The organism is Methylomonas sp. DH-1 (genome assembly GCF_046097555.1).
GTDB classification, from domain to species: Bacteria; Pseudomonadota; Gammaproteobacteria; order Methylococcales; family Methylomonadaceae; genus Methylomonas; species Methylomonas koyamae.
The window spans coordinates 1,299,441-1,319,982 of record NZ_CP143089.1; the positions used below are offsets into that span (position 1 = coordinate 1,299,441).

19 protein-coding genes are annotated in these 20,542 nt (G+C 56.0%); 6 read left to right on the forward strand and 13 right to left on the reverse strand.

Features of this window, described 5'->3' with window-relative positions:
• Window positions 1-4 precede the first annotated feature (4 nt).
• The 3 genes from VXJ35_RS06360 (at window position 5) to VXJ35_RS06370 (ending at window position 2,533) form a co-directional block, all read left to right on the forward strand.
• Complete coding sequence (locus tag VXJ35_RS06360; RefSeq protein WP_054763059.1) at window positions 5-355, forward strand: PilZ domain-containing protein; 351 nt, start codon at window positions 5-7, stop codon at window positions 353-355.
• A gap of 46 nt (window positions 356-401) precedes the next feature.
• A complete protein-coding gene (locus VXJ35_RS06365; protein WP_064020925.1) occupies window positions 402-1,199 on the forward strand; it encodes a TatD family hydrolase in 798 nt (265 codons plus the stop codon).
• A 200-nt stretch (window positions 1,200-1,399) separates the two neighbouring features.
• On the forward strand, window positions 1,400-2,533 hold the full coding sequence (locus tag VXJ35_RS06370; RefSeq protein ID WP_064020926.1) for a methyltransferase: 1,134 nt from the start codon (window positions 1,400-1,402) through the stop codon (window positions 2,531-2,533).
• A 5-nt stretch (window positions 2,534-2,538) separates the two neighbouring features.
• Here the strand turns inward: VXJ35_RS06370 and VXJ35_RS06375 are convergent, their stop codons facing one another.
• The 9 genes from VXJ35_RS06375 to VXJ35_RS06415 form a co-directional block, all read right to left on the reverse strand.
• Window positions 2,539-3,402, reverse strand: a complete 864-nt coding sequence (locus VXJ35_RS06375; RefSeq protein WP_064020927.1) for a glycosyltransferase family 2 protein — start codon at window positions 3,400-3,402, stop codon at window positions 2,539-2,541.
• Between the two features lie 71 nt (window positions 3,403-3,473).
• Window positions 3,474-4,241 carry a hydroxyacylglutathione hydrolase gene (gene gloB, locus VXJ35_RS06380; protein ID WP_064020928.1) on the reverse strand — a complete coding sequence of 256 codons (768 nt, stop codon included), beginning with the start codon at window positions 4,239-4,241 and terminating at the stop codon, window positions 3,474-3,476.
• Between the two features lie 98 nt (window positions 4,242-4,339).
• Complete coding sequence (dxs, locus tag VXJ35_RS06385) at window positions 4,340-6,202, reverse strand: 1-deoxy-D-xylulose-5-phosphate synthase (protein WP_064020929.1); 1,863 nt, start codon at window positions 6,200-6,202, stop codon at window positions 4,340-4,342.
• A 1-nt stretch (window position 6,203) separates the two neighbouring features.
• Window positions 6,204-7,835 (reverse strand): copper resistance D family protein, encoded by a 1,632-nt coding sequence (locus tag VXJ35_RS06390; RefSeq protein ID WP_054763205.1) that lies wholly within the window; start codon window positions 7,833-7,835, stop codon window positions 6,204-6,206.
• A 6-nt stretch (window positions 7,836-7,841) separates the two neighbouring features.
• Window positions 7,842-8,201, reverse strand: coding sequence for a copper resistance CopC family protein (locus VXJ35_RS06395; RefSeq protein ID WP_064023398.1), 360 nt, complete (start codon window positions 8,199-8,201; stop codon window positions 7,842-7,844).
• Window positions 8,202-8,211: 10 nt separating this feature from the next.
• The gene (locus tag VXJ35_RS06400; RefSeq protein ID WP_064020930.1) at window positions 8,212-9,597 is read right to left on the reverse strand and encodes an aspartate aminotransferase family protein; all 1,386 of its coding nucleotides are present in this window, start codon (window positions 9,595-9,597) and stop codon (window positions 8,212-8,214) included.
• A gap of 81 nt (window positions 9,598-9,678) precedes the next feature.
• Window positions 9,679-10,383 (reverse strand): phosphorylase, encoded by a 705-nt coding sequence (locus tag VXJ35_RS06405; protein WP_064020931.1) that lies wholly within the window; start codon window positions 10,381-10,383, stop codon window positions 9,679-9,681.
• 1 nt (window position 10,384) lies between these two features.
• A complete protein-coding gene (gene shc / locus VXJ35_RS06410) occupies window positions 10,385-12,343 on the reverse strand; it encodes a squalene--hopene cyclase (protein WP_064020932.1) in 1,959 nt (652 codons plus the stop codon).
• A 9-nt stretch (window positions 12,344-12,352) separates the two neighbouring features.
• Window positions 12,353-13,444, reverse strand: a complete 1,092-nt coding sequence (locus VXJ35_RS06415; RefSeq protein WP_064020933.1) for a phytoene/squalene synthase family protein — start codon at window positions 13,442-13,444, stop codon at window positions 12,353-12,355.
• Between the two features lie 436 nt (window positions 13,445-13,880).
• On the opposite strand from VXJ35_RS06415, the gene hpnH reads away from it, so the two are divergent.
• The 3 genes from hpnH to VXJ35_RS06430 are packed head-to-tail and all read left to right on the forward strand — an operon-like array spanning window position 13,881 to window position 16,656.
• Window positions 13,881-14,984 carry an adenosyl-hopene transferase HpnH gene (hpnH, locus tag VXJ35_RS06420; RefSeq protein WP_064023399.1) on the forward strand — a complete coding sequence of 368 codons (1,104 nt, stop codon included), beginning with the start codon at window positions 13,881-13,883 and terminating at the stop codon, window positions 14,982-14,984.
• A 35-nt stretch (window positions 14,985-15,019) separates the two neighbouring features.
• The gene (locus tag VXJ35_RS06425; RefSeq protein WP_082880820.1) at window positions 15,020-15,625 is read left to right on the forward strand and encodes an ABC transporter substrate-binding protein; all 606 of its coding nucleotides are present in this window, start codon (window positions 15,020-15,022) and stop codon (window positions 15,623-15,625) included.
• Window positions 15,626-15,645: 20 nt separating this feature from the next.
• On the forward strand, window positions 15,646-16,656 hold the full coding sequence (locus VXJ35_RS06430) for a VacJ family lipoprotein (RefSeq protein WP_064020935.1): 1,011 nt from the start codon (window positions 15,646-15,648) through the stop codon (window positions 16,654-16,656).
• 42 nt (window positions 16,657-16,698) lie between these two features.
• On the opposite strand, the gene VXJ35_RS06435 is transcribed toward VXJ35_RS06430, so the two are convergent.
• The 4 genes from VXJ35_RS06435 to VXJ35_RS06450 are packed head-to-tail and all read right to left on the reverse strand — an operon-like array spanning window position 16,699 to window position 20,258.
• On the reverse strand, window positions 16,699-17,214 hold the full coding sequence (locus VXJ35_RS06435; RefSeq protein ID WP_064020936.1) for an adenine phosphoribosyltransferase: 516 nt from the start codon (window positions 17,212-17,214) through the stop codon (window positions 16,699-16,701).
• A gap of 14 nt (window positions 17,215-17,228) precedes the next feature.
• On the reverse strand, window positions 17,229-19,091 hold the full coding sequence (gene dxs / locus VXJ35_RS06440) for a 1-deoxy-D-xylulose-5-phosphate synthase (protein WP_064020937.1): 1,863 nt from the start codon (window positions 19,089-19,091) through the stop codon (window positions 17,229-17,231).
• 47 nt (window positions 19,092-19,138) lie between these two features.
• Window positions 19,139-20,032 (reverse strand): (2E,6E)-farnesyl diphosphate synthase, encoded by an 894-nt coding sequence (ispA, locus tag VXJ35_RS06445; RefSeq protein WP_064020938.1) that lies wholly within the window; start codon window positions 20,030-20,032, stop codon window positions 19,139-19,141.
• Window positions 20,025-20,258, reverse strand: a complete 234-nt coding sequence (locus VXJ35_RS06450; RefSeq protein WP_054763113.1) for an exodeoxyribonuclease VII small subunit — start codon at window positions 20,256-20,258, stop codon at window positions 20,025-20,027. Before VXJ35_RS06450 ends, ispA begins: the two co-directional genes overlap by 8 nt.
• Between the last annotated feature and the right edge of the window lie 284 nt (window positions 20,259-20,542).

A 20,542-nucleotide genomic window follows, 5' to 3' on the forward strand; every position in this document is an offset into this window, starting at 1 on the left:
CATTATGGCGGAAGCAGCTCCCCGGCAGGGCATCCTGTCTCTTTCGATCAAGGACAAAAATGCGCTTTACGCGGCCTACATGCCGTTCGTCAAAAACGGCGGCCTGTTCATTCCGACCAAACGCGAGTACGAAATGGGCGAGGAAGTGTTCATGTTGTTGAATTTGATGGAAGAGACCGAACGCTTACCGATTGCCGGAAAAATTATCTGGAAAACGCCGAACGGCGCCGAAGGTTACCGCTCTGCGGGTATCGGTGTGCAGTTCAGCGATCAGGACGGCGGGGCGGCGCGCAATAAAATCGAAACCTATCTGGCCGGCGCGCTGGAGTCGGATCGCTCCACCCATACCATGTAACCCGTACTGGGCAAATTCCGCTCGGCGCTACCGTTTCCCAAGCTTCATGTTCATAGATTCCCATTGCCATCTCGATCGCATCGATTTGGCACCTTATGCCAACGATTTCAACGTTTTCGTCGGTGCGGCCCGGACCGCCGGCGTCGAGCACATGCTGTGCATTGCCATCGACATGGAATCCTACCCGGCGATGCTGGCGCAAACGGCGCCCTATCCAGACATCTCGTTGTCGGTGGGCGTGCATCCGAATGTCCGCGACGGCCGCGAGCCGACTCTCGACGAACTGCTGGAATTGGCGGCGAACGCCAAGGTCATTGCGATCGGCGAAACCGGTTTGGATTATTTTCATAGCCAAGGCGATCTGGAATGGCAGTTTCAGCGTTTCCGCAACCATATCGCCGTGGCCAAGCAGTTGCACAAGCCCTTGATCATTCATACTCGGGATGCCGGGCAGGATGCTTTGGATGTGTTGCAGGCGGAAGGGGCCGATGCGGTAGGCGGCGTGATTCACTGCTTCACCGAGGATTGGGCCTACGCGCAACGGGCGATCGATTTGAATTTTTACGTGTCGTTCTCCGGCATCGTTACCTTCAAAAACGCCGAAGCGATTAAGGAAGTGGCGCGGAGAATCCCCGCCGACCGCTTTCTGATCGAAACCGATTCGCCTTATTTGGCTCCGGTGCCTTACCGCGGCAAACCCAACTATCCGATTTACGTGCGCCATGTCGCCGAGCATATTGCCGAATTGCGCGGCAGCTCGATCGAAGCGGTGGCGGCGCAGTCCAGCGAAAATTTTTACCGGCTGTTCGGACTCGATGCCGGCCGCCGCAATTTGGCCGCCTAAAAAAATGCGGTAGTGCCGGAACCGGCGCTACCGCACAAAGAGGTGGGGTATAACTCTCATTTCCCGAAGGACGCATACAAGAGTTGCTGTCAGTGTACTGAAGCATTCTAACGTTGAAAATGTGGCAATTTGCCGCGTGACAATTTGTCGCTGACTTCGGCCGTAGCTCTACATCTCCCATTTTCCGGACTTAACCAGCGATGGAACAAGAATTCAGCGTCCCGCAGGGCCGTTTTCGGCTAACGCGCCAACCCTACCGAAAAAACGAGTTGTTGCAGGCCTGGGATGCGGCCGACGACTATTTGCTGCACCATCTGGCCGAGCACGAAGCGCTTGCCGGTAAGAATATCGCCATCCTCAACGATAGCTTCGGGGCGCTGGTAGTGGCGTTGAGCGAGTTTCGGCCGACGGCCATTTCCGACTCCTGGCTGTCCCAACAGGCGACGCGCGAAAATTTGGCCGCGAACGCGGTAGCAGCCGACCGGGTGCTGCTGTTGGACAGTTTGTCCTTGCCGTCGGCGCCGATCGATCGGTTGTTTATCAAGGTTCCGAAGACGTTGGCTTTGCTGGAATACCAGTTACACCGGCTTCGGCCCTTGTTGCAGCCGGATTGCCGCATCGTTGCGGCGGGCATGGTCAAAACCTTGCCGGCCAGTGCCTGGAAACTGTTGGAGCGGCTGGTCGGCCCGACCGTGCCGTCGCTGGCCAGAAAAAAGGCCCGGCTGATTTTCGCCGGTTTCGATCCCAACATCCGGCTGCCGCCGAATCCATACCCTACGTATTACCGCTTGACGGCGGAACAGCCGCCGATTTGCAATCATGCCAATGTGTTTTCTCGGGAAAGCCTGGATATCGGCGCCCGCTTTCTATTGCAACATTTGCCGGAATCGGCTTTATATCGGGATTTTATCGATTTGGGGTGCGGCAACGGCGTGATCGGCTTACGCCTCGCCGAACTGAATCCGGACGCGAATATCGTGTTTGTCGACGAATCGTTCATGGCAATCGCATCGGCAACGGAAAATTTTCGCAACCGGTTCGGGGATTCGGCGCAGGCTAAGTTCGTGGTCGGCGATTGTCTAAGCGGCTTTGCGCCGGCCAGTGCCGACTGCATTGTCTGCAATCCGCCGTTTCATCAACAACACGCGATCGGCGACCATATTGCCTGGCGCATGTTCCAACAGGCGCATGCGGTGTTACGGCCCGGCGGCGAGTTGCGGGTGATCGGTAACCGCCATCTGAATTACCATATCACGCTAAAAAAACTGTTCGGCTGCTGCCGGCAACTGGCGGCTAATGCCAAGTTTGCCATTTTCAGTTGCGAAAAGGCTTGATCCGGCTATTCGATGTTTTTGTAATGCAGAGACGAGATTTGTTCCGAAACGATGCCGATCAGGAAAGTCACGATGGCGGAAAGGAATAGCACGGCGCTCATATTGGTGAAACGAGCTTCAGTAATATAGGTGTAGGCGTAATATCCCATGCCGACACCGAAAATCGACATACTGATCGGCAGAAACAGCCGCATTGGCGAAAATAGTACGCCGATGCGCAGAATAATGATAAAGAAGCGCAAGCCGTCGTGCAGCAGGCGGATATGGCTCTTGCCGCTACGTTTGCCCGCGTGGATCGGGACGTAGGCCACCGGAAATCCGGAACGGAAAAAGGCCATGGTACTGGTGGTCGGGTAGGAAAATCCGTTGGGCAGCAGGTAAAGAAATTTGCGGAATTTGTCGGCGCGCGCAGCACGGAAGCCGGAGGTCAAGTCTTCGATCCGGTGGCCGGTCATCAACGACGCCAGTTTGTTGTAAAACTTGTTGGCAACGCGCCTGAACCACGAAGCGTGGCTACGCGCATTTCTGGCGCCGACCGCCATATCGTAGCCTTCGTGTATTTTTGCCAATAGCGGGGCGATGTCTTGCGGGTCGTGCTGGCCGTCGGCGTCCATGAACACCAGAATTTCGCCTTTGGCTTGTCTGGCCCCGGTCTTGATCGAGGCGCCGTTACCCATGCAATACGGGTGGCGAACGACCCTGACGCCGGCGTTGCCGGCAATGGCGGCGGTATCGTCGCTGGAGCCGTCGTCGACCAGTAAAATTTCGGCTTGCGGATACAACTCCAGTAATTTCGGCAGAAAAACCGGCAGGTTTGCCGCTTCATTTTTGGCGGGCAGGACAATACTCAGCGACTCAGGCATCTTCATCGAGCGGTCAATTAACGGTGGAAAGCGCCGTTCAGTTTAGCAGACTTAGCCGGTATCGCCTGGTATCGGTTTTAGCGAAACCCATCCTTAAGTTTGCGTATCGCGGTAAACACTGCCAACGGCGACGCCTCGGCCAAGGCCAGGTTTTGCCGGATTTCCGGGCTGTGCTCGCGGAAAAAAGGATTGGTCGCCAATTCCTGGCCGATAGTGGAGGGCAGGGTGGGAGCGTTGCTGCGCCGGAGTTGGCAGATGTCGGCGTAACGCTGCTGCAATAGCGGATTGCCGGGTTCCAGCGTCAGCGCGAAGCGGGCGTTGGCCTCGGTATATTCGTGCGCGCAGTAGACTTTGGTTTCGGCCGGGAGTGTCTTCAGTTTTTGCAGCGAATGCCACATCTGTTCGGCGCTGCCTTCGAATAGGCGGCCGCAGCCCAACGAAAACAAAGTATCGCCGCAAAACAAGGCGCTACTGCCGGCATTGTAGTAGACGATATGGCCGACCGTGTGTCCCGGCGTATCCATGGCCACCAGTTCTTCTGCGCCGAGTGCTATCCGGTCGCCGTCGCCAAGCGCGATGTCAATGCCCGGAATTCTGCTGCGGTCGGCCTTGGCGCCGACGATTTTACAGCCGGTCGCGGCTTTGAGTTCGAGATTGGCGCCGATATGATCGCTGTGGTGGTGGGTGTTGAAAATGTAGTTCAATCCAAAACCGCACCGTTGCAAGGCGGCTATAACCGGCGCTGCCGCAGCCGGGTCGACCACCGCGGTCAGCCCGCTATCGGGTTCGTGCAGCAGGTGGATATAGTTGTCGGTTAACGCCGGAATGATGCTGATTTCTAACATAACTCAGTGGCCTTAACTATCGTCAGTTACGATCTCTGCTGCCTCCGTCGTGGAGGGCTGATACAAGAATTAAAAATAACCTGCCAGAAAGATCTGGCCTATGCGCAGAACGCTTCAATCTGTTGCATTATGCCCTTGGCATCGAGTGCGACCAAGCTGAGCAGTTCGTCGCGCGAACCTTGCTCGACGAAGCGGTCCGGCAGGCCGATATTCAATACCGGCATCAGAATCTTTTGTTGTTGCAAGAATTGCAATACCGCACTGCCGACGCCGCCGGCCAACACGTTTTCCTCGACCGTGACGAACACGTCGTGGGTCTTGGCCAATTGCAGGATCAAGTCTTCGTCGATCGGTTTGACGAAACGCATGTTGGCGACGGTGGCGCCCAGTTGCTTGCCGGCTTCGCTGGCCGGCGCGACCATGCTGCCCCAGGCCAGAATCGCAATTCGGCCGCCGTGATGGCGAATCTCGCCCTTGCTGATTTCCAGTTCGGTTAACGCCGGATCGATTGCCGCACCTGGCCCCTTGCCGCGCGGATAGCGCACCGAGGCCGGGCCGTTATGCTGGAAACCGGTGGTCAACATCTGCCGGCACTCGTTCTCGTCGGCCGGCGCCATCACCAGCATATTGGGAATGCAGCGCATATAACTGTAATCGAACGCCCCGGCATGGGTTGGGCCGTCCGGGCCGACCAGACCGGCTCTATCCAACGCAAACAGCACATCCAGATTCTGCAAGGCTACGTCGTGAATCAACTGGTCGTAACCGCGTTGCAAAAAAGTCGAATAAATCGCCACCACCGGCTTGGCGCCTTGGCAAGCCTGGCCGGCGGCCAGCGTGACCGCATGTTGTTCGGCAATCGCCACGTCGAAATAACGTTTCGGAAACTTTTGCGAAAACTCGACCAGCCCCGAACCTTCGCGCATCGCCGGCGTAATGCCCAACAGCCGCTCGTCTTGTGCCGCCATGTCGCACAGCCAACGGCCAAACACCTCGGTATAAGTCGGATGCGGCGACGGCGCCGCCTTCGGCAGAAAATCCTTGGTCGGATCGAAGGCCGGTACGCCGTGGTAAGCCAAAGGATCTTTCTCGGCCGGGGCATAACCCTTACCCTTCTTGGTCACCACATGCAGGAACACCGGCCCGGTCAAATCCTTCAAATTCTCCAGCGTCGATACCAACATCTCCAGATCGTGACCGTCGATCGGTCCGAAATAATTGAAGCCCAACTCCTCGAACAAGGTACCCGGCACGATCATGCCTTTGACATGTTCTTCCGCCTTGCGCGCCAGTTCCCAGACGCTGGGCATGCTGGACAAGGCCTTCTTGCTTTCCTTCTTGACCGACGAATAAAACTTACTCGATAAAATCTTGGTCAGATAATTATTCATCGCCCCGACCGGCGGCGAAATCGACATCTCGTTGTCGTTCAAAATCACCAACAGATTGGCATTGACATCGCCGGCATGGTTCATCGCCTCGAAGGCCATACCGCCCGTGATCGACCCGTCGCCGATGATCGCCACCATCTTCTTGTCCTCGCCGCGCAACTGCGAAGCGATGGCCATGCCCAGTGCCGCACTGATCGACGTCGACGAATGGCCGACGCCAAACGCGTCGTACTCGCTCTCCTCGCGCGACGGAAACGCCGACACCCCACCGAGGGTGCGGATCGTCGTCATCCTATCCTTGCGCCCGGTCAGAATCTTATGCGGATAGGCCTGATGGCCGACATCCCACACCAACTGGTCCACCGGCGTATCGAACACATAATGCAGCGCCACGGTCAATTCCACCGTGCCCAAGCCGGCGGCGAAATGGCCGCCGGAGATACTGACCGTGTGGGTCAAATACGAACGCACCTCATCGGCCAACTGCGGCAGTTGCTCTTTCTTCAGGGCACGGATGTCGGTCGGGCCGGCAATGGTGTTCAGCAGAGGAAATTCTTGAGTCTGTTTCATATCAGTACAGGGGTTCGCGGTAGAACATCAGAATCACGCCGATTTGGAACAAGGCGAAAACCGAGATAAATCCGGCAACATTCTTGCCGGGAGCGTCCAGCTTCAGCTCCAGCCAACGGCCGCAGGCCAGAATCAACGCAAACACGCCCATCAGGGTGTGGCCGACTTGAATCAGGAACGCGGTTTTAGCTTCGAAGCCTACGTGCGAGTGCGCCAGCAGCATCATGCCGCCGAAGGCCGACATCAGCGGGAACAAATAGGGCAGGATGCCGGGATCGGCTTTGACGCGGGCGCGGGTTTCGTATAAGCCCAGCATGAAAACCAAAAACGTGGCGATGCGGTGTTGCAGAATTTCGCCGTTGTTGAAGGTGCTGTCCCAAAAGCCGATCGGACCCAACGGCCAGCTCTCGGCGTCGGAGCGGAAAAACAGGAAGATGCCGAGTCCCATGAAACCGACCGGCCAGTAACGCGCCCAACGGTGGAAGCGTTCCGAGTAGGACAGCATCGCGAAGAAGCTCATCACGGTCAGGAAGATGCCCGAGATGTTATGGTTGTAATCCGACCAGGCGGTGGCGGCTTCCGAAGGCACTTGGCCGACGATGGCAACGCGGCCGGCTTCCCCGGCAATCAAGGCTTCATGGGTCGGCGATTCCCAACGCGGAATGCGCGGATGAAACATGTTCAACACTTCTTCCCAAGTTGCGGTCAGGTGCGGAATATCGACCGAGGGCGGTTGCGAGGCCAAACTGGCGGCAGTGAATAGTATGGTCAGCAGAATCAGCGTTTCCGCTTCGATGTAGTAAGGGACTCGTGCCGTCAACGCATACAGGCTGCGGCTGGCAAAATATTCTTCTACCGCTTGCCGGTTTATCCAGGCAAAACCCAAGGCCAGGCCCATCATCATGATTTTGACCATCAACAGGTTGCCGTAGCCGGCGCCGATGAAGCCTTGGAAGGTGCGGATGTAGTACCAGGCCAACGGCGTACCCGTCACCAGCAACAACGCGACCGCGACAATACCCAGGGCCGAGAATCGCTTAAGCAGCAACGGCCAGAGTTCTTCGGCAATCGCATTTTGTTTTTTCAAGCCCCACAGCGCCAGAATTTGGAAAATGCCGCCGACCCAGGCCGCCGCGGCGATTTGGTGGCTGACGGTCAATGCCATCAGCAGCCCGCGGTCTTCCAGACGGCTGGCGCCGTGCACCAACCAGGCTGCGGCCATGACGAGCGGGACCACAATGGCCGTAGCGACCAGCCAATGCGTTTTCGAGCGCAGATTGGCTTTCAGCGCTTGTTTGATGAATAAAAACAAGGCAAAAGCGAATGTGGCCCGAGCCAATCCGGCATTGAACTGCACCGTATTGAAAAACGCCGGAAACGGCGATTTGCCCAATGTCACGGCCATTAACCAGATTTTCAGGCCGATTTTCGACAGTTGGGTAATGACCAGCGCCTTGCTGCCGAAATGGATCAGGTTGACGGTTTTTTCCAGCAAGGCGCTGTTGTAGTTGGCATTTTCATCCCACGGCCGTAGGACGAACAAGCCCCACAGCAAACCGCCGATGGCGATCGAGTAAAACGTCAGATCGACGCCGCCGATCAGCGAGTCGAGATAATTGGCTATACCTTCCATATCCGGTTATTTGGGTTCTTTGACGAAAAAGCGCAACAGGTCTTCGCTGAGATGGCCGTCTGCGGCGAAAATTTTTAATTTGATGGCGTATTCGCCCGGCGCCAAAGCCGGTAAATCCAACAATACCTGGCCGGGTTTAGCGCCCGGCGAAGCGGCGACCGGCGTCATCACGTCGCCGGCGCTGACCAGAAACACTTCGGACAAGTCCAACTCGACTTTGGAGTTGAACGATAACTCGACCTGGCTGGCCTGGTTGACCGGCACCGGTTTCAGTTTCAGCGAGTTGTGGGTGACGACGGCGTGGCCGAAGGCGGTCTGGCTGGCAGCCAGGGTCAACACCAATAAAATCCGGGGTACAAAACGCATGTTCATCTCCTTATTTTTTGTTTTTCAAAGCGTGTCCGGCCAAGTTTTTGCCCAGCGTCCAAATCGAACCGGTGACGTTATGGGTGTCGGCGATGGTTTTCTCGACCGAGCCGACGATCCAGTCGCGGTCTTTTTCGGTCAGGATCAGCGGCGGTAGGAATTTGACGACGTTCATGCCGTGGCCGGCGACTTGCGCCAACACCCGGTGCTCCTTGAACAGCGGAATCAGAATCATCTGGCAGAACAGGCCTTTGTTGGCCGCTTCCAGCATGGCCCAGGCGGCTTTTAGCCCTAAGCTTTTCGGGGCGTGGAATTCGATTGCGATCATCGAACCTTTGCCGCGCGCTTCTTTCAGGAATTCGTATTTCGGAGCCATCGCGTTGATCGTGGCGATGATGTCGTTACCGATTTTGGCGCTGTTTTCGACCAGCTTTTCCGAGTGTACGACGTGTAAGCTGGCCAGGCCGGCGGCCATCGCCATGTTGTTCTTGGAGAAGGTCGAGCCGTGCACGACGGCGCGGTCCATCCGGTTGAACACGGTATCCATGATTTTGCTGGTCATCGCCACGCCGCCGACCGGCACGAAGCCGCCTGACAGGGCTTTAGCCATCAAAATCATATCGGGCTTGACGCCCCAGTGTTCGATGGCCCAGAACTTGCCCGTACGGCCGATACCGGTCTGGATCTCGTCGGCGACGAACAGCGTGCCGTATTTTTTACATAGGCGTTCGACTTCCGGCAGGTAGTTGTCGTCGGGGACGTTGACGCCCTTGCCTTGAATCGGTTCGACGATGAAGGCGGCGACGTCATTGCCGCTCAGCGCTTTTTCCAAGGCTTCGAGATCGTTGAACGGCACCGAGCCGGTGTCCGGCAACAAGGGGCCGAAGCCTTCGCGGAAAATATGCTCGCCGGTCAACGACAGCGCTCCCATCGTCAAGCCGTGGTAGCTGTGTTCGCAATGCAGAATCCGCGGCCGTTTGGTGGTGTAGCGGGCGAATTTAATCGCCGCTTCCACCGCTTCGGTGCCGGAATTGCAGAAAAACATCTTTTCCAGATTGTCAGGGCAGGTGGCCAGAATTTCCTTGGCCAGCAAGCCGCTCAACAGCGACACATCCATTTGCACCAGATTCGGCAATTCCATGGTCAGCGTTTCCTGTAGGGCGCTGACGATGGTCGGATGGTTGCGGCCCATCGCGAATACGCCGAAACCGCTTAATAGATCCAGGTATTCGTTGCCGTCTTCGTCGTATAGGTATTGGCCGATAGCTTTTTTATAATTGCGGTCGTAACCGATAGTCCGCAAAACCCGCACCATCTGGTTGTTCAGATAGTGTTCGTGCAGTTCGAATTTTTCCGCGAAATGTTGGTTAAAAAGTTCGGCAATGCTAAAGGACATGTAATACCTCGTAGTTGGTTAACGCCAGGCCGGTGTCGAACAGGTTCGCCGCTTTCCACCGCGTGGCGTTGGAGTCTGATGCTAAATCCGAGTAATTTCGTTGATGAACCGGGCGGCGGTCTTCAGGCTGGTTTGCGCCGCGCGAAAATGTATGCCTAAGCGGATCAAACCGCCGAGTTGCCAAGGGTGGGCCAATAGAAATGCAAGCAGGCGGCCCAATTGCACTTGGCCGTCGGCGTCCAGCGCATGAACCACTGCTTCCGGCAGGCTCATCTCGGCCGGGTCGGCAATAGCGCGGACCACTAAAAACGGCAACTGGGCATTCGCGGCGGTTCGGCCGACCGCCGCGCTTTCCATGTCGAGGGCGACGGCGCCGGTCTGTTCGAACAATTGCCGCTTTTCCTCGCGTTGCCCGACGATCCGGCCACTTTCCAGTAAAGTGCCGGAGCCGACGGCTTGGTGGTCCGCCAGCAGGTTTGCCAAACGTTGCCGCCAAGACGGATCGGTAGCCAAACTATGCCGATCCTGGGTGAGGACGCGTTCCGGCAAGACCAAATCCCCCGGTCGCCGATCTTGAGCCAATGCCGCGGCGCAGCCCCAGCTGATTAGCCGATTCGCACCCCGGTCGATTAACCCGGCGGCGGCTTTTTCGGCGTTGGCCGGGCCGGCGCCGGAGTAACTGAGCAGTACGCCGCCACCGATGGCATGGCACTCGCCCAGCGCAAATTTGCGCTTGGTCAGCGTGCTAAGCTCTTCGGGTAGGGCGACGACGATTCCGCAACTCACGTTAGTGCTTGCTCAGCTCGTTACGGTATCTGGCCAGCGCCCACAACGGAAAGAATTTGTCGTAGCCGTGGTATTTCAAATAGAACACGCGCGGGAAACCCGGTGCGGTGAAGCAAGGGTCGTTCCAGACGCCGTCGGCTTGCTGGCTGCGCAACAAAAACTCGATGCCGGCCTTGACTTCCTTGCTGTGCACTTCGCCGGCCGCAATCAAGCCCAATATTGCCCACGCGGTTTGAAAGGCGGTGCTGAAGTGGTAACGGCCACGGTATTTGACGTCGTCGTGGTAGCTCAGATTGTCCTCGCCCCAGCCGCCGTCTTCGCGTTGCACGCTTTTCAGCCACGCGGCCGCTTTAACGTACATCGGATCGGTTTTTGGCAGGTCGGTTTGCTCCAGGCCCAGCAATGCGGACCAGGTGCCGTAGATGAAGTTGGTGCCCCAACGACCGAACCAGGAGCCGTCGGCTTCCTGTTCGCTGCGAATGTAATCGATGGTGCGTTGCAGGGCCGGGCGGTATTCGTCGTGGCCTTTGGCGACGCGGGCCATCAGCATCGCGCAACGGGCGCTGACGTCGACGGTCGGCGGGTCGAGCAGCGCGCCGTGGTCGGCGAACGGAATTTCGTTCAGGTAGTAATAAGTGTTGTCGACATCGAACGCACCGTAGCCGCCGTTCTTGGATTGCATGCCGACGATCCAGCGGGTGGCGCGATGAATGGACTCATCCAGGCCGTCTTGCTCGGATTCTGCCATCGCGAAACCGACGATCGCGGTATCGTCGACATCCGGATAATGCGGATTGGCAAATTGGAAGGCCCAGCCGCCGCCGGCCAGATCGGGTTTGCTGACGCGCCAGTCGCCGGGTTCGTCGGATAGTTGCACGCTTTTCAGCCAATCGTTGGCTTTCGCCAGTTGCGGTGTATTGCCGCGTTTGTCGGCTTCGATCAGCGCCATGCTGGCCAGTGCGGTATCCCAAACCGGAGACAGACAAGGTTGGCAATAGGCATAGTCGTCCTTGACGACCAGCAATTTGTCGATGGCCTTGCGGGAGATTACGACGTTGGGGTGATCTTCCGGGAAACCCAGCAGTAACATGGCTTGGTAGGCGTTGACCATCGCCGGAAAAATACCGCCCAAGCCGTCTTCGCCGTTCAGGCGCTCGGTAAACCACGACACGGCTTTGTCGATGGCGCGTTTGCGCATGCTCTTGGGGATCAGCGGTTCGGCCACGCGGCCCAGCTTATCCAACGCCAGAAAGCATTTGTTTAAGAAGGTGCGTTCCGGGAAATAGTGTTTTTCTTCGTCCGGATGTACGACGAACAACTCCAGAATGTCGACATTATGCGGATTCTTGGCTTTGGCTTTCAGCGTGCACAGGATGAACAACGGCACCATTACGGTACGCGACCAATAAGACACTTTGTCCAGGTGGAAAGGAAACCACTTGGGCAACAGCATGATTTCCACCGGAATGTAAGGCACGCCGCGCCAGGGTAGTTGGTCGAAGATCGCCAGCGCGATTCGGGTAAAGACGTTGGCGCGCGCCGCGCCGCCCTGACTCAAAATCCAGTCGCGCAGTTTTTTCATATGCGGTGCGTCGACGGCATCGCCGGCCATTTTTAATGCGTAATAGGCTTTGACGCTACCGCTGATGTCGCCGGGGCCTCCGGTGAACAGCGGATAACTGCCGTCCTCGGATTGGCGGCTGCGCAGATAAACGGCTATCTTGGCCTGGAGCTCTTCGTTAATGTCGTCCAGGTAATGCATCATCATGATGTATTCGGACGGGATAGTGCAGTCAGCTTCCAGTTCGAATACCCAATAGCCGGCCGGATGCTGCAGGCTGAGCAGTTTCGCCTGCGCCCGGTCGATGGCGGCTTGGATTTTGCCCGGGCTGATGGCAGCCGCCGAGCTGTGGTGGGAAAAGTCGTGATTGCTGGTCTCTACAGGGGCTTCAGTAAACATGGCGATTCCTTATGGTCCAGTGTGAGATACGGGTGAATACTGCCAGTCAGGGGTTTTTAGGCCGCTGCTGGTGAGATTGAAAAGCAGTGACAACAGCCAGTTGCTGCGCGCCGATAATTTGCTGGCGATAATCGTGGCCTTGACGCTGTTGCGGCTGATCTTGACCTGGTTGGATTCGTTGAAATCCAGATGCTGTTTGATTTTTTTCAAGGTCAACACCGCCATGCCCAGTGCCCACAGGCAGAAATTGCGGATGCCGGTTTCATGGCTGGGCAGCAACTGGGTGTAGGTCAGCGCGTTTTGCAAGTGGCCGTGAGCGATGCCGATCAAGCGTTCCAGGCCTTTGCGGAAGCGTTCGTCGTTGGTGGTCGGCGTCAGATCGGCCAAATCGAAGCCGGTTTCGTCGAAAATATCTTGCGGCAGCCAGCATACGCCGCGTTTGGCGTCGTCCCAGATGTCTTTCAGAATGTTGGTCATCTGCAAACCCTGGCCGAACGATACCGATAACTTCAACAGTTCTTCGCGGTGCGCGGCTATTTCCGGCGAGTAATGGCAGAACAGTTTGGCCAGCATTTCGCCGACGCATCCGGCCACGTAATAGCAGTAGTCGTCCATGTCCTTCATCGTTTTCAGGCCGGCGTGCAGGTCCAGGGCCTGGTATACCGGCATGCCGCGGGCCATGGTTTCCACGCAGCAAGCCAGGGCTTCGATTTGCGGGGCCGACAGGCTATGAGTGATGGCAATGACGCGGGGAATTAGGCGTATCAGGCTGTGCTCGGCCGGAATGGTTTGCGCGGACAGTAACGGCGCCAATTCGTCGGCAAACGCTTCAGCGCCGCGGCCGGTTTTGACGATTTCGATAAAGCTGTCGCAAAAACGCTTTTTCTGCGGCGGGCTGAGGGAAACCTCGTCTTCGATAGTGTCGACAATTCGGCACAGCAGGTAGGCATTGGCCACGGCCGGGTACAGCGCTTCCGGCAGTTGCGGAATAGTCAACGCAAACGTACGCGAAACGCCTTCGAGCAGCACGGCTTGAAGTTCGTGGTCGGATAGCTGTTTCAGCGATTCCGGGTTGTCGATGGGTGATTGAAATCCGTTCATTTACTTTTTGGTCTAACTATCAGTAGCGGCAATGATAGACTGTTTGTTGGGGTTTTGCAAAGCGATGTTGCGTTAAGGCAAATTTGCCGGAAGCGGTGTTGGTTTTTCCGATTTTAATTCTGGAGTTTTGTGCTTTTGTTATGATTTAAAAAGGAAATTTTTTGATATTCGGTGCTGAGTCGGTTGGCGTTTAGACGGTCGAAATTGTGGTTTTGCGACGGGCTGCCGCAGCATGTTGTTGTTTTTTGCGTATTTCGACTGGAGTGCCGGGTAAAAAAGTAGTATTCTTACCACATCTAGTTGTGCGCCCGCTGGTTTGCTTGGGCCGAAGGTTGTTGGCCGGGGCGCGCTCGCGATAGTCATGGCTCGAGTGCTGTTGTTTTTATGTAACAGCCGGCGGAGCTGAAGGTCTTGATAGTTTTTGGAGAATAATGCCGTGAGTGTTCCTTTACGTCAGCAATTGGCTGTGGGTAGTTATCTGATCAAGCAAAAAATCAAAGGGGTAAAAAAGTATCCCTTGGTTCTGATGCTGGAGCCTTTGTTCAGATGTAATCTGGCTTGCGCCGGTTGCGGTAAGATCGATTATCCCGACGACATTTTGGATAAGCGCCTGTCCGTTCAGGAGTGCCTGGATGCCGTCGACGAGTGCGGCGCGCCTATGGTCTCGATTCCGGGCGGAGAGCCTTTGATCCATAAAGAGATGCCGCAAATCGTCGAGGGCATCGTTGCCAGAAAGAAATTCGTCTATTTGTGTACCAACGCATTATTGTTGAGAAAGCGCATCAACGATTACAAACCGTCGCCTTATCTGACGTTCTCGGTGCATTTGGACGGCTTGAAAAACCGCCATGACGCATCGGTCTGCCAGGACGGTGTGTTCGATATTGCGGTGGAAGCGATCAAATTGGCTTTGAGCAAAGGTTTTCGCGTGACGATCAACTGCACGCTGTTTCAGGGCGAAACGCCGGAAGAGGTTGCGGAGTTTCTGGATTATGCGATGGAACTTGGCGTGGAAGGCGTAACCATCGCTCCGGGCTTTAGCTACGAGAGGGCGCCGCGCCAAGATGTATTCATTAAAGGCTTGGAAGTCAAAAACTTATTCCGCGACATATTCAAGATCGGTAAAACCCGCAAGTGGAAGCTGAACCACTCCTCGCTTTACCTGGATTTTCTGGCCGGTAACCAAAACTACGACTGCACGCCGTGGGGTAATCCGACCCGTAACGTATTCGGTTGGCAGAAACCTTGCTATTTGTTGGCCGACGAAGGTAACGCCTCATCCTTCCAAGAGTTGTTGGACTCTACGCCGTGGGATAAATACGGCACCGTCAAGAATCCCAAATGCGCGAACTGCATGGCCCATTGCGGTTATGAAGCTACTGCGGTGGAGGATACTTTGGCCAATCCGCTGAAGGCCTTGCTGGCTAAAATTCGCGGGCCGAAAACGTCCGGAGACATGCTGCCGGAAAAACAGCCCGAGTTCGTGATGACCTACAAAAAAAGCTCGATTTCGGAAATCCCGGTCAAAGTCGAGTCTTAAAATGGCCGCTCTTAATATGAGGTTTCGATAACGTTATGTTCCACAGAATGTATTGCGTACTGAGCTTGTTGGTGTTGCTGGTATTTTCTCCGCTGGTGGCGGCGGAAGAACAGACCGCCAGGCAGGTGGTCGATGAGTTTCAAAACGAATTGCTGGCGATCATGAAGCAGGGCAAGACGCTCGGTTTCGGCGGCCGTTACGACAAGCTGGATGTATTGGTCAAAAAGAGCCACGATTTGCCGAAGATCGCGCGTATCGTGGTCGGCAAGCAATGGGAAGAATTGACTCCGGAACAGCAGGAAAAATTGGAGACCGTTTTCAGTCGCCTCAGCGTTTCCGCGTATGCGCATAACTTCAAAGACTTTTCCGGGGAATCGTTCAATTTCGTCTCGGAAGAGGAGACCGGGCGCGGCGGCGTGGTGATCCATACCAATTTGGTAATTCCCGGCGAGAAGGACGTCAAATTCGACTACATGATGAAGAAAAAGGACGATGGCTGGCGAATTATCAATATAATAGCGGATGGTGTCAGCGATTTGGCATTGAAAAGATCGGAATATACCAGCGTTTTAAGCCGGGAAGGTTTCGACGCATTGATCGCCAAAATCAACGAAAAAATAGAAAGCTACGCGAAACAATAGTTTGCCAGGAATTGTGAGTAATGTTTAACCCCTGTAATCAAGGTAAAAGCCAAGCCTGTCTGATGTGGGCCATGCTGTTTTCCGGCGCGTTATCGGTCGGCGGTTGCGCCAGCACCGAGCCGAAAGATCTAGGTACCACCAATATTGCCGAGCCCAAATCCAATTCGGTCGATCCGTACGAAGGATTCAACCGCTCCATGTACAGTTTCAACATGGGGTTGGATAAATATCTACTGAAGCCGGTAGCCGACGGGTACAAATTCATTACTCCGGATTTCATGGAAACCGGCGTGACAAATTTTTTCACCAATTTGAAAGGTATCAACGTCGTTTTGAACGATTTTCTGCAAGGTAAAGTTAGCCAAGGGGCGTCCGATACCGGTCGTTTTTTGACCAACTCGACCATTGGTTTGTTGGGCCTGTTCGACGTTGCCAGCGGTTTGGGCATGCAGGGCAACGTCGAGGATTTCGGCCAGACGTTGGCGGTTTGGGGGGTCGATCAGGGCGCTTATTTGGTGCTGCCGATTTTAGGTCCCACCACAATTCGCGACGGTTCGGCCAGTATTCTCGACAGGGCGGCAAACCCTGGTACTTATGTGCCTGGTACCGGCATTGTTGAGGGTATCAACGACCGGGCCAATGCCGAAGGCGCGTTGAATTTTATCGACGAAGCGGCGTTGGACCCTTACGTCTTTACTCGCGAATCGTTTTTGCAATACCGGCAAAATTTGGTCAACGACGGCAAGCACTCCGCCGAAATTTATGATATCGACGTCGAAGATGCTATCGGTGGCGAAGCCAAGCCGGCAAAATCCGAAAAAGCGGCGGACAAAGCTAAATCTTCAAACGGAAGCGACTTGCTGGGGCCTCAATCCAGTCTGAAACCGGTTGTGGATAGCGCCGCGGCCGAACCCGACGCATTCGACAATATGTCCCGCTCGTTCGCAAGAGCGGAGTCTCAGTTCGAGCAAGCCTCGGCAAAGATGGATGAGTTCAGCAGTAAAAAAAAAGTTCGGCGTAAACGCCGTTGACTTTGTTTAGAGACGCACGGAAGCGTCTTTCGATTCCTTGAATTAGTAGTGCAACAGGGAGTGTACTTCGTAGCCTGCCAGTTTTTCTCTTCCCGCCAAAAAATCCAGTTCCACCACAAAGGCGCAGGCAATGACCTGGGCGCCTAATTTCTCAATCAGGTCGCAACTGGCTTTAGCCGTGCCGCCGGTTGCCAGCAAGTCGTCGATCAGTAACACTTTATCGTCGCTGTCGACGGCATCGATATGGACTTCCAGTTCCGCCGAGCCGTATTCCAGATCGTAAGAAACGCTCTGAACGTCGTAAGGCAGTTTGCCGGGTTTGCGTAGCGGTATGAACGGAATGCCCAGTTCCCAGGCTACCAAGGAGCCGAAAATGAAGCCTCTGGCTTCCATGCCGGCTACTGCGGTAATGTCCCGGCCCAAGAATGGGTGCAACAGTTGGTGTACCGACAAGCGCAGCGTGGCCGGATCTTTAACCAGCGGCGTAATGTCTTTAAAGATAATTCCGGGTTTTGGGAAGTCGGGAATATCGCGGATTTTATTGCGTAAGCGGTCCATTTATCACCTCGTTATCAAGCGCAAAAGGCTTCAATCTGTTGCATTATGCCCTTGGCATCGAGTGTGACCAAGCTGATCAGTTCGTCGCGCGAACCTTGCTCGACGAAGCGGTCCGGCAGGCCGATATTCAATACCGGCATCAGAATCTTTTGTTGTTGCAAGAATTGCAATACCGCACTGCCGACGCCGCCGGCCAACACGTTTTCCTCGACCGTGACGAACACGTCGTGGGTCTTGGCCAATTGCAGGATCAAGTCTTCGTCGATCGGTTTGACGAAACGCATGTTGGCGACGGTGGCGCCCAGTTGCTTGCCGGCTTCGCTGGCCGGCGCGACCATGCTGCCCCAGGCCAGAATCGCAATTCGGCCGCCGTGATGGCGAATCTCGCCCTTGCCGATTTCCAGTTCGGTTAACGCCGGATCGATTGCCGCACCTGGCCCCTTGCCGCGCGGATAGCGCACCGAGGCCGGGCCGTTATGCTGGAAACCGGTGGTCAACATCTGCCGGCACTCGTTCTCGTCGGCCGGCGCCATCACCAGCATATTGGGAATGCAGCGCATATAACTGTAATCGAACGCCCCGGCATGGGTTGGGCCGTCCGGGCCGACCAGACCGGCTCTATCCAACGCAAACAGCACATCCAGATTCTGCAAGGCTACGTCGTGAATCAACTGGTCGTAACCGCGTTGCAAAAAAGTCGAATAAATCGCCACCACCGGCTTGGCGCCTTGGCAAGCCTGGCCGGCGGCCAGCGTGACCGCATGTTGTTCGGCAATCGCCACGTCGAAATAACGTTTCGGAAACTTTTGCGAAAACTCGACCAGCCCCGAACCTTCGCGCATCGCCGGCGTAATGCCCAACAGCCGCTCGTCTTGTGCCGCCATGTCGCACAGCCAACGGCCAAACACCTCGGTATAAGTCGGATGCGGCGACGGCGCCGCCTTCGGCAGAAAATCCTTGGTCGGATCGAAGGCCGGTACGCCGTGGTAAGCCAAAGGATCTTTCTCGGCCGGGGCATAACCCTTACCCTTCTTGGTCACCACATGCAGGAACACCGGCCCGGTCAAATCCTTCAAATTCTCCAGCGTCGATACCAACATCTCCAGATCGTGGCCGTCGATCGGTCCGAAATAATTGAAGCCCAACTCCTCGAACAAGGTACCCGGCACGATCATGCCTTTGACATGTTCTTCCGCCTTGCGCGCCAGTTCCCAGACGCTGGGCATGCTGGACAAGGCCTTCTTGCTTTCCTTCTTGACCGACGAATAAAACTTACTCGATAAAATCTTGGTCAGATAATTATTCATCGCCCCGACCGGCGGCGAAATCGACATCTCGTTGTCGTTCAAAATCACCAACAGATTGGCATTGACATCGCCGGCATGGTTCATCGCCTCGAAGGCCATACCGCCCGTGATCGACCCGTCGCCGATGATCGCCACCATCTTCTTGTCCTCGCCGCGCAACTGCGAAGCGATGGCCATGCCCAGTGCCGCACTGATCGACGTCGACGAATGGCCGACGCCAAACGCGTCGTACTCGCTCTCCTCGCGCGACGGAAACGCCGACACCCCACCGAGGGTGCGGATCGTCGTCATCCTATCCTTGCGCCCGGTCAGAATCTTATGCGGATAGGCCTGATGGCCGACATCCCACACCAACTGGTCCACCGGCGTATCGAACACATAATGCAGCGCCACGGTCAATTCCACCGTGCCCAAGCCGGCGGCGAAATGGCCGCCGGAGATACTGACCGTGTGGGTCAAATACGAACGCACCTCATCGGCCAACTGCGGCAGTTGCTCTTTCTTCAGGGCACGGATGTCGGTCGGGCCGGCAATGGTGTCGAGTAGCGGGAAGTTTCCGGAAGATGTCATGTTGTTATTATTTCCTTGGGGACGCAGGGCGGCGGGAAAACGCGTGTCTAATGGGTGCGCTCGATGATGTACAGGGATAAATCCCGTAACAGGTCGGCTTCCGGGCCGAAATCGGCCAAGCTTGCCACCGCTTGTTCGTGCAATTGCTGGGCTTTTTCCTTGGCGCCGGCCAGACCCAGTAAGGCGGGGTAGGTCGGTTTGTCGTTATCGACGTCCTTACCCTGGGTTTTGCCCAGGGTAGCGGTGTCGGCTTCGATGTCGAGAATGTCGTCTTTGACTTGGAACGACAAGCCGATGCATTTGGCGTAATGGTCCAGTTTTTTGGCGGCGTCGGCATCCAGGTCCGGCTTCGATAGCGCCGCCAGATTCACGCTGGCTCGGATCAATGCGCCGGTTTTGTGGATGTGCATATTTTCCAATTCGGGCAGCGTCAATTTGCGTCCGACCGAGCCCAAATCGATGGCTTGGCCGCCGACCATGCCTTGCGAGCCGCTGGCGCGGGCCAATGCGGCAATCATTCTCAGCCGCGCTTCCGCGCCGGCTTTGATGGCGGCGTCGTTTGCCAAGGTATCGAAAGCCAGGGCTTGCAATGCGTCGCCGGCCAAGATCGCCGTCGCTTCGTCGAAAGCCTTGTGGCAGGTCGGTTTGCCACGGCGCAGATCGTCGTTATCCATCGCCGGCAAGTCGTCGTGGATCAGCGAATACACGTGGATGAACTCCACCGCGCAGGCCTGGGCGTCGAGCTCGTCTTCGCTCAGGCCCACTGCCACGCCGGTTGCATAGGTCAGCAAAGGCCGCGTGCGCTTGCCGCCGTCCAAAACGCTGTAACGCATCGCCGCATGCAGAGTCTGCGGCAAAATGTTTTCGCCCGGCAGCCTGGCATCCAGCGCGCGTTCGACGCGGTTTTGGCAGGCGACTAAATATTCTTTCAACTTACTCATCGGTGAATGGCTCCAAAGTTTGCTGGCCGTTTTTTTCTAATAAAATCTGCACCTTCTGTTCGGCGTCCTGCAAGGCTTGCTGGCAGGTGCGGGTCAAGCCGACGCCGCGTTCGAAGAATTTCAACGATTCTTCCAGCGTAATATCGCCGCGCTCCATCTGCTCGACCAACTTTTCCAGTTCGGCCATGGCTTCTTCAAATTGGGCAGCGTTTTTGCGTCTCGTCATTGCTATGCGCGGTTATGCTCGAAAAAATGACCGAGCATTATAGTATGTTTTGCCGGCCGATTGAGTCCGGATTGGCGATCCGGCATTCGGCCAACGCTAGTTGCGATTGCGGATGAACTGGCGGAGGCGTTTGCTATTCGGTGCTTAGCGGCGGACTGGTGAGCCCGATGTAACGGTTTCAGCCGGCCCGCTGCTAGTAGCGAGGTGGCGTCGCTGGCAGCGGATTTAAGTTTTGCCTGCAGTTCCGTCCGGTTAGAATCTGGGACATTCCAGAAACTGTAATC

Bases quoted from the DNA above. Each gene is read 5' to 3' on its own strand.
- VXJ35_RS06360 (WP_054763059.1), top strand. From the start codon at position 5: ATGGCGGAAGCAGCTCCCCGGCAGGGCATCCTGTCTCTTTCGATCAAG.
- VXJ35_RS06365 (WP_064020925.1), top strand. From the start codon at position 402: ATGTTCATAGATTCCCATTGCCATCTCGATCGCATCGATTTGGCACCT.
- VXJ35_RS06370 (WP_064020926.1), top strand. From the start codon at position 1,400: ATGGAACAAGAATTCAGCGTCCCGCAGGGCCGTTTTCGGCTAACGCGC.
- VXJ35_RS06375 (WP_064020927.1), bottom strand. From the start codon at position 3,402: ATGAAGATGCCTGAGTCGCTGAGTATTGTCCTGCCCGCCAAAAATGAA.
- gloB (WP_064020928.1), bottom strand. From the start codon at position 4,241: ATGTTAGAAATCAGCATCATTCCGGCGTTAACCGACAACTATATCCAC.
- dxs (WP_064020929.1), bottom strand. From the start codon at position 6,202: ATGAAACAGACTCAAGAATTTCCTCTGCTGAACACCATTGCCGGCCCG.
- VXJ35_RS06390 (WP_054763205.1), bottom strand. From the start codon at position 7,835: ATGGAAGGTATAGCCAATTATCTCGACTCGCTGATCGGCGGCGTCGAT.
- VXJ35_RS06395 (WP_064023398.1), bottom strand. From the start codon at position 8,201: ATGCGTTTTGTACCCCGGATTTTATTGGTGTTGACCCTGGCTGCCAGC.
- VXJ35_RS06400 (WP_064020930.1), bottom strand. From the start codon at position 9,597: ATGTCCTTTAGCATTGCCGAACTTTTTAACCAACATTTCGCGGAAAAA.
- shc (WP_064020932.1), bottom strand. From the start codon at position 12,343: ATGTTTACTGAAGCCCCTGTAGAGACCAGCAATCACGACTTTTCCCAC.
- VXJ35_RS06415 (WP_064020933.1), bottom strand. From the start codon at position 13,444: ATGAACGGATTTCAATCACCCATCGACAACCCGGAATCGCTGAAACAG.
- VXJ35_RS06425 (WP_082880820.1), top strand. From the start codon at position 15,020: ATGTTCCACAGAATGTATTGCGTACTGAGCTTGTTGGTGTTGCTGGTA.
- VXJ35_RS06430 (WP_064020935.1), top strand. From the start codon at position 15,646: ATGTTTAACCCCTGTAATCAAGGTAAAAGCCAAGCCTGTCTGATGTGG.
- VXJ35_RS06435 (WP_064020936.1), bottom strand. From the start codon at position 17,214: ATGGACCGCTTACGCAATAAAATCCGCGATATTCCCGACTTCCCAAAA.
- dxs (WP_064020937.1), bottom strand. From the start codon at position 19,091: ATGACATCTTCCGGAAACTTCCCGCTACTCGACACCATTGCCGGCCCG.
- ispA (WP_064020938.1), bottom strand. From the start codon at position 20,032: ATGAGTAAGTTGAAAGAATATTTAGTCGCCTGCCAAAACCGCGTCGAA.
- VXJ35_RS06450 (WP_054763113.1), bottom strand. From the start codon at position 20,258: ATGACGAGACGCAAAAACGCTGCCCAATTTGAAGAAGCCATGGCCGAA.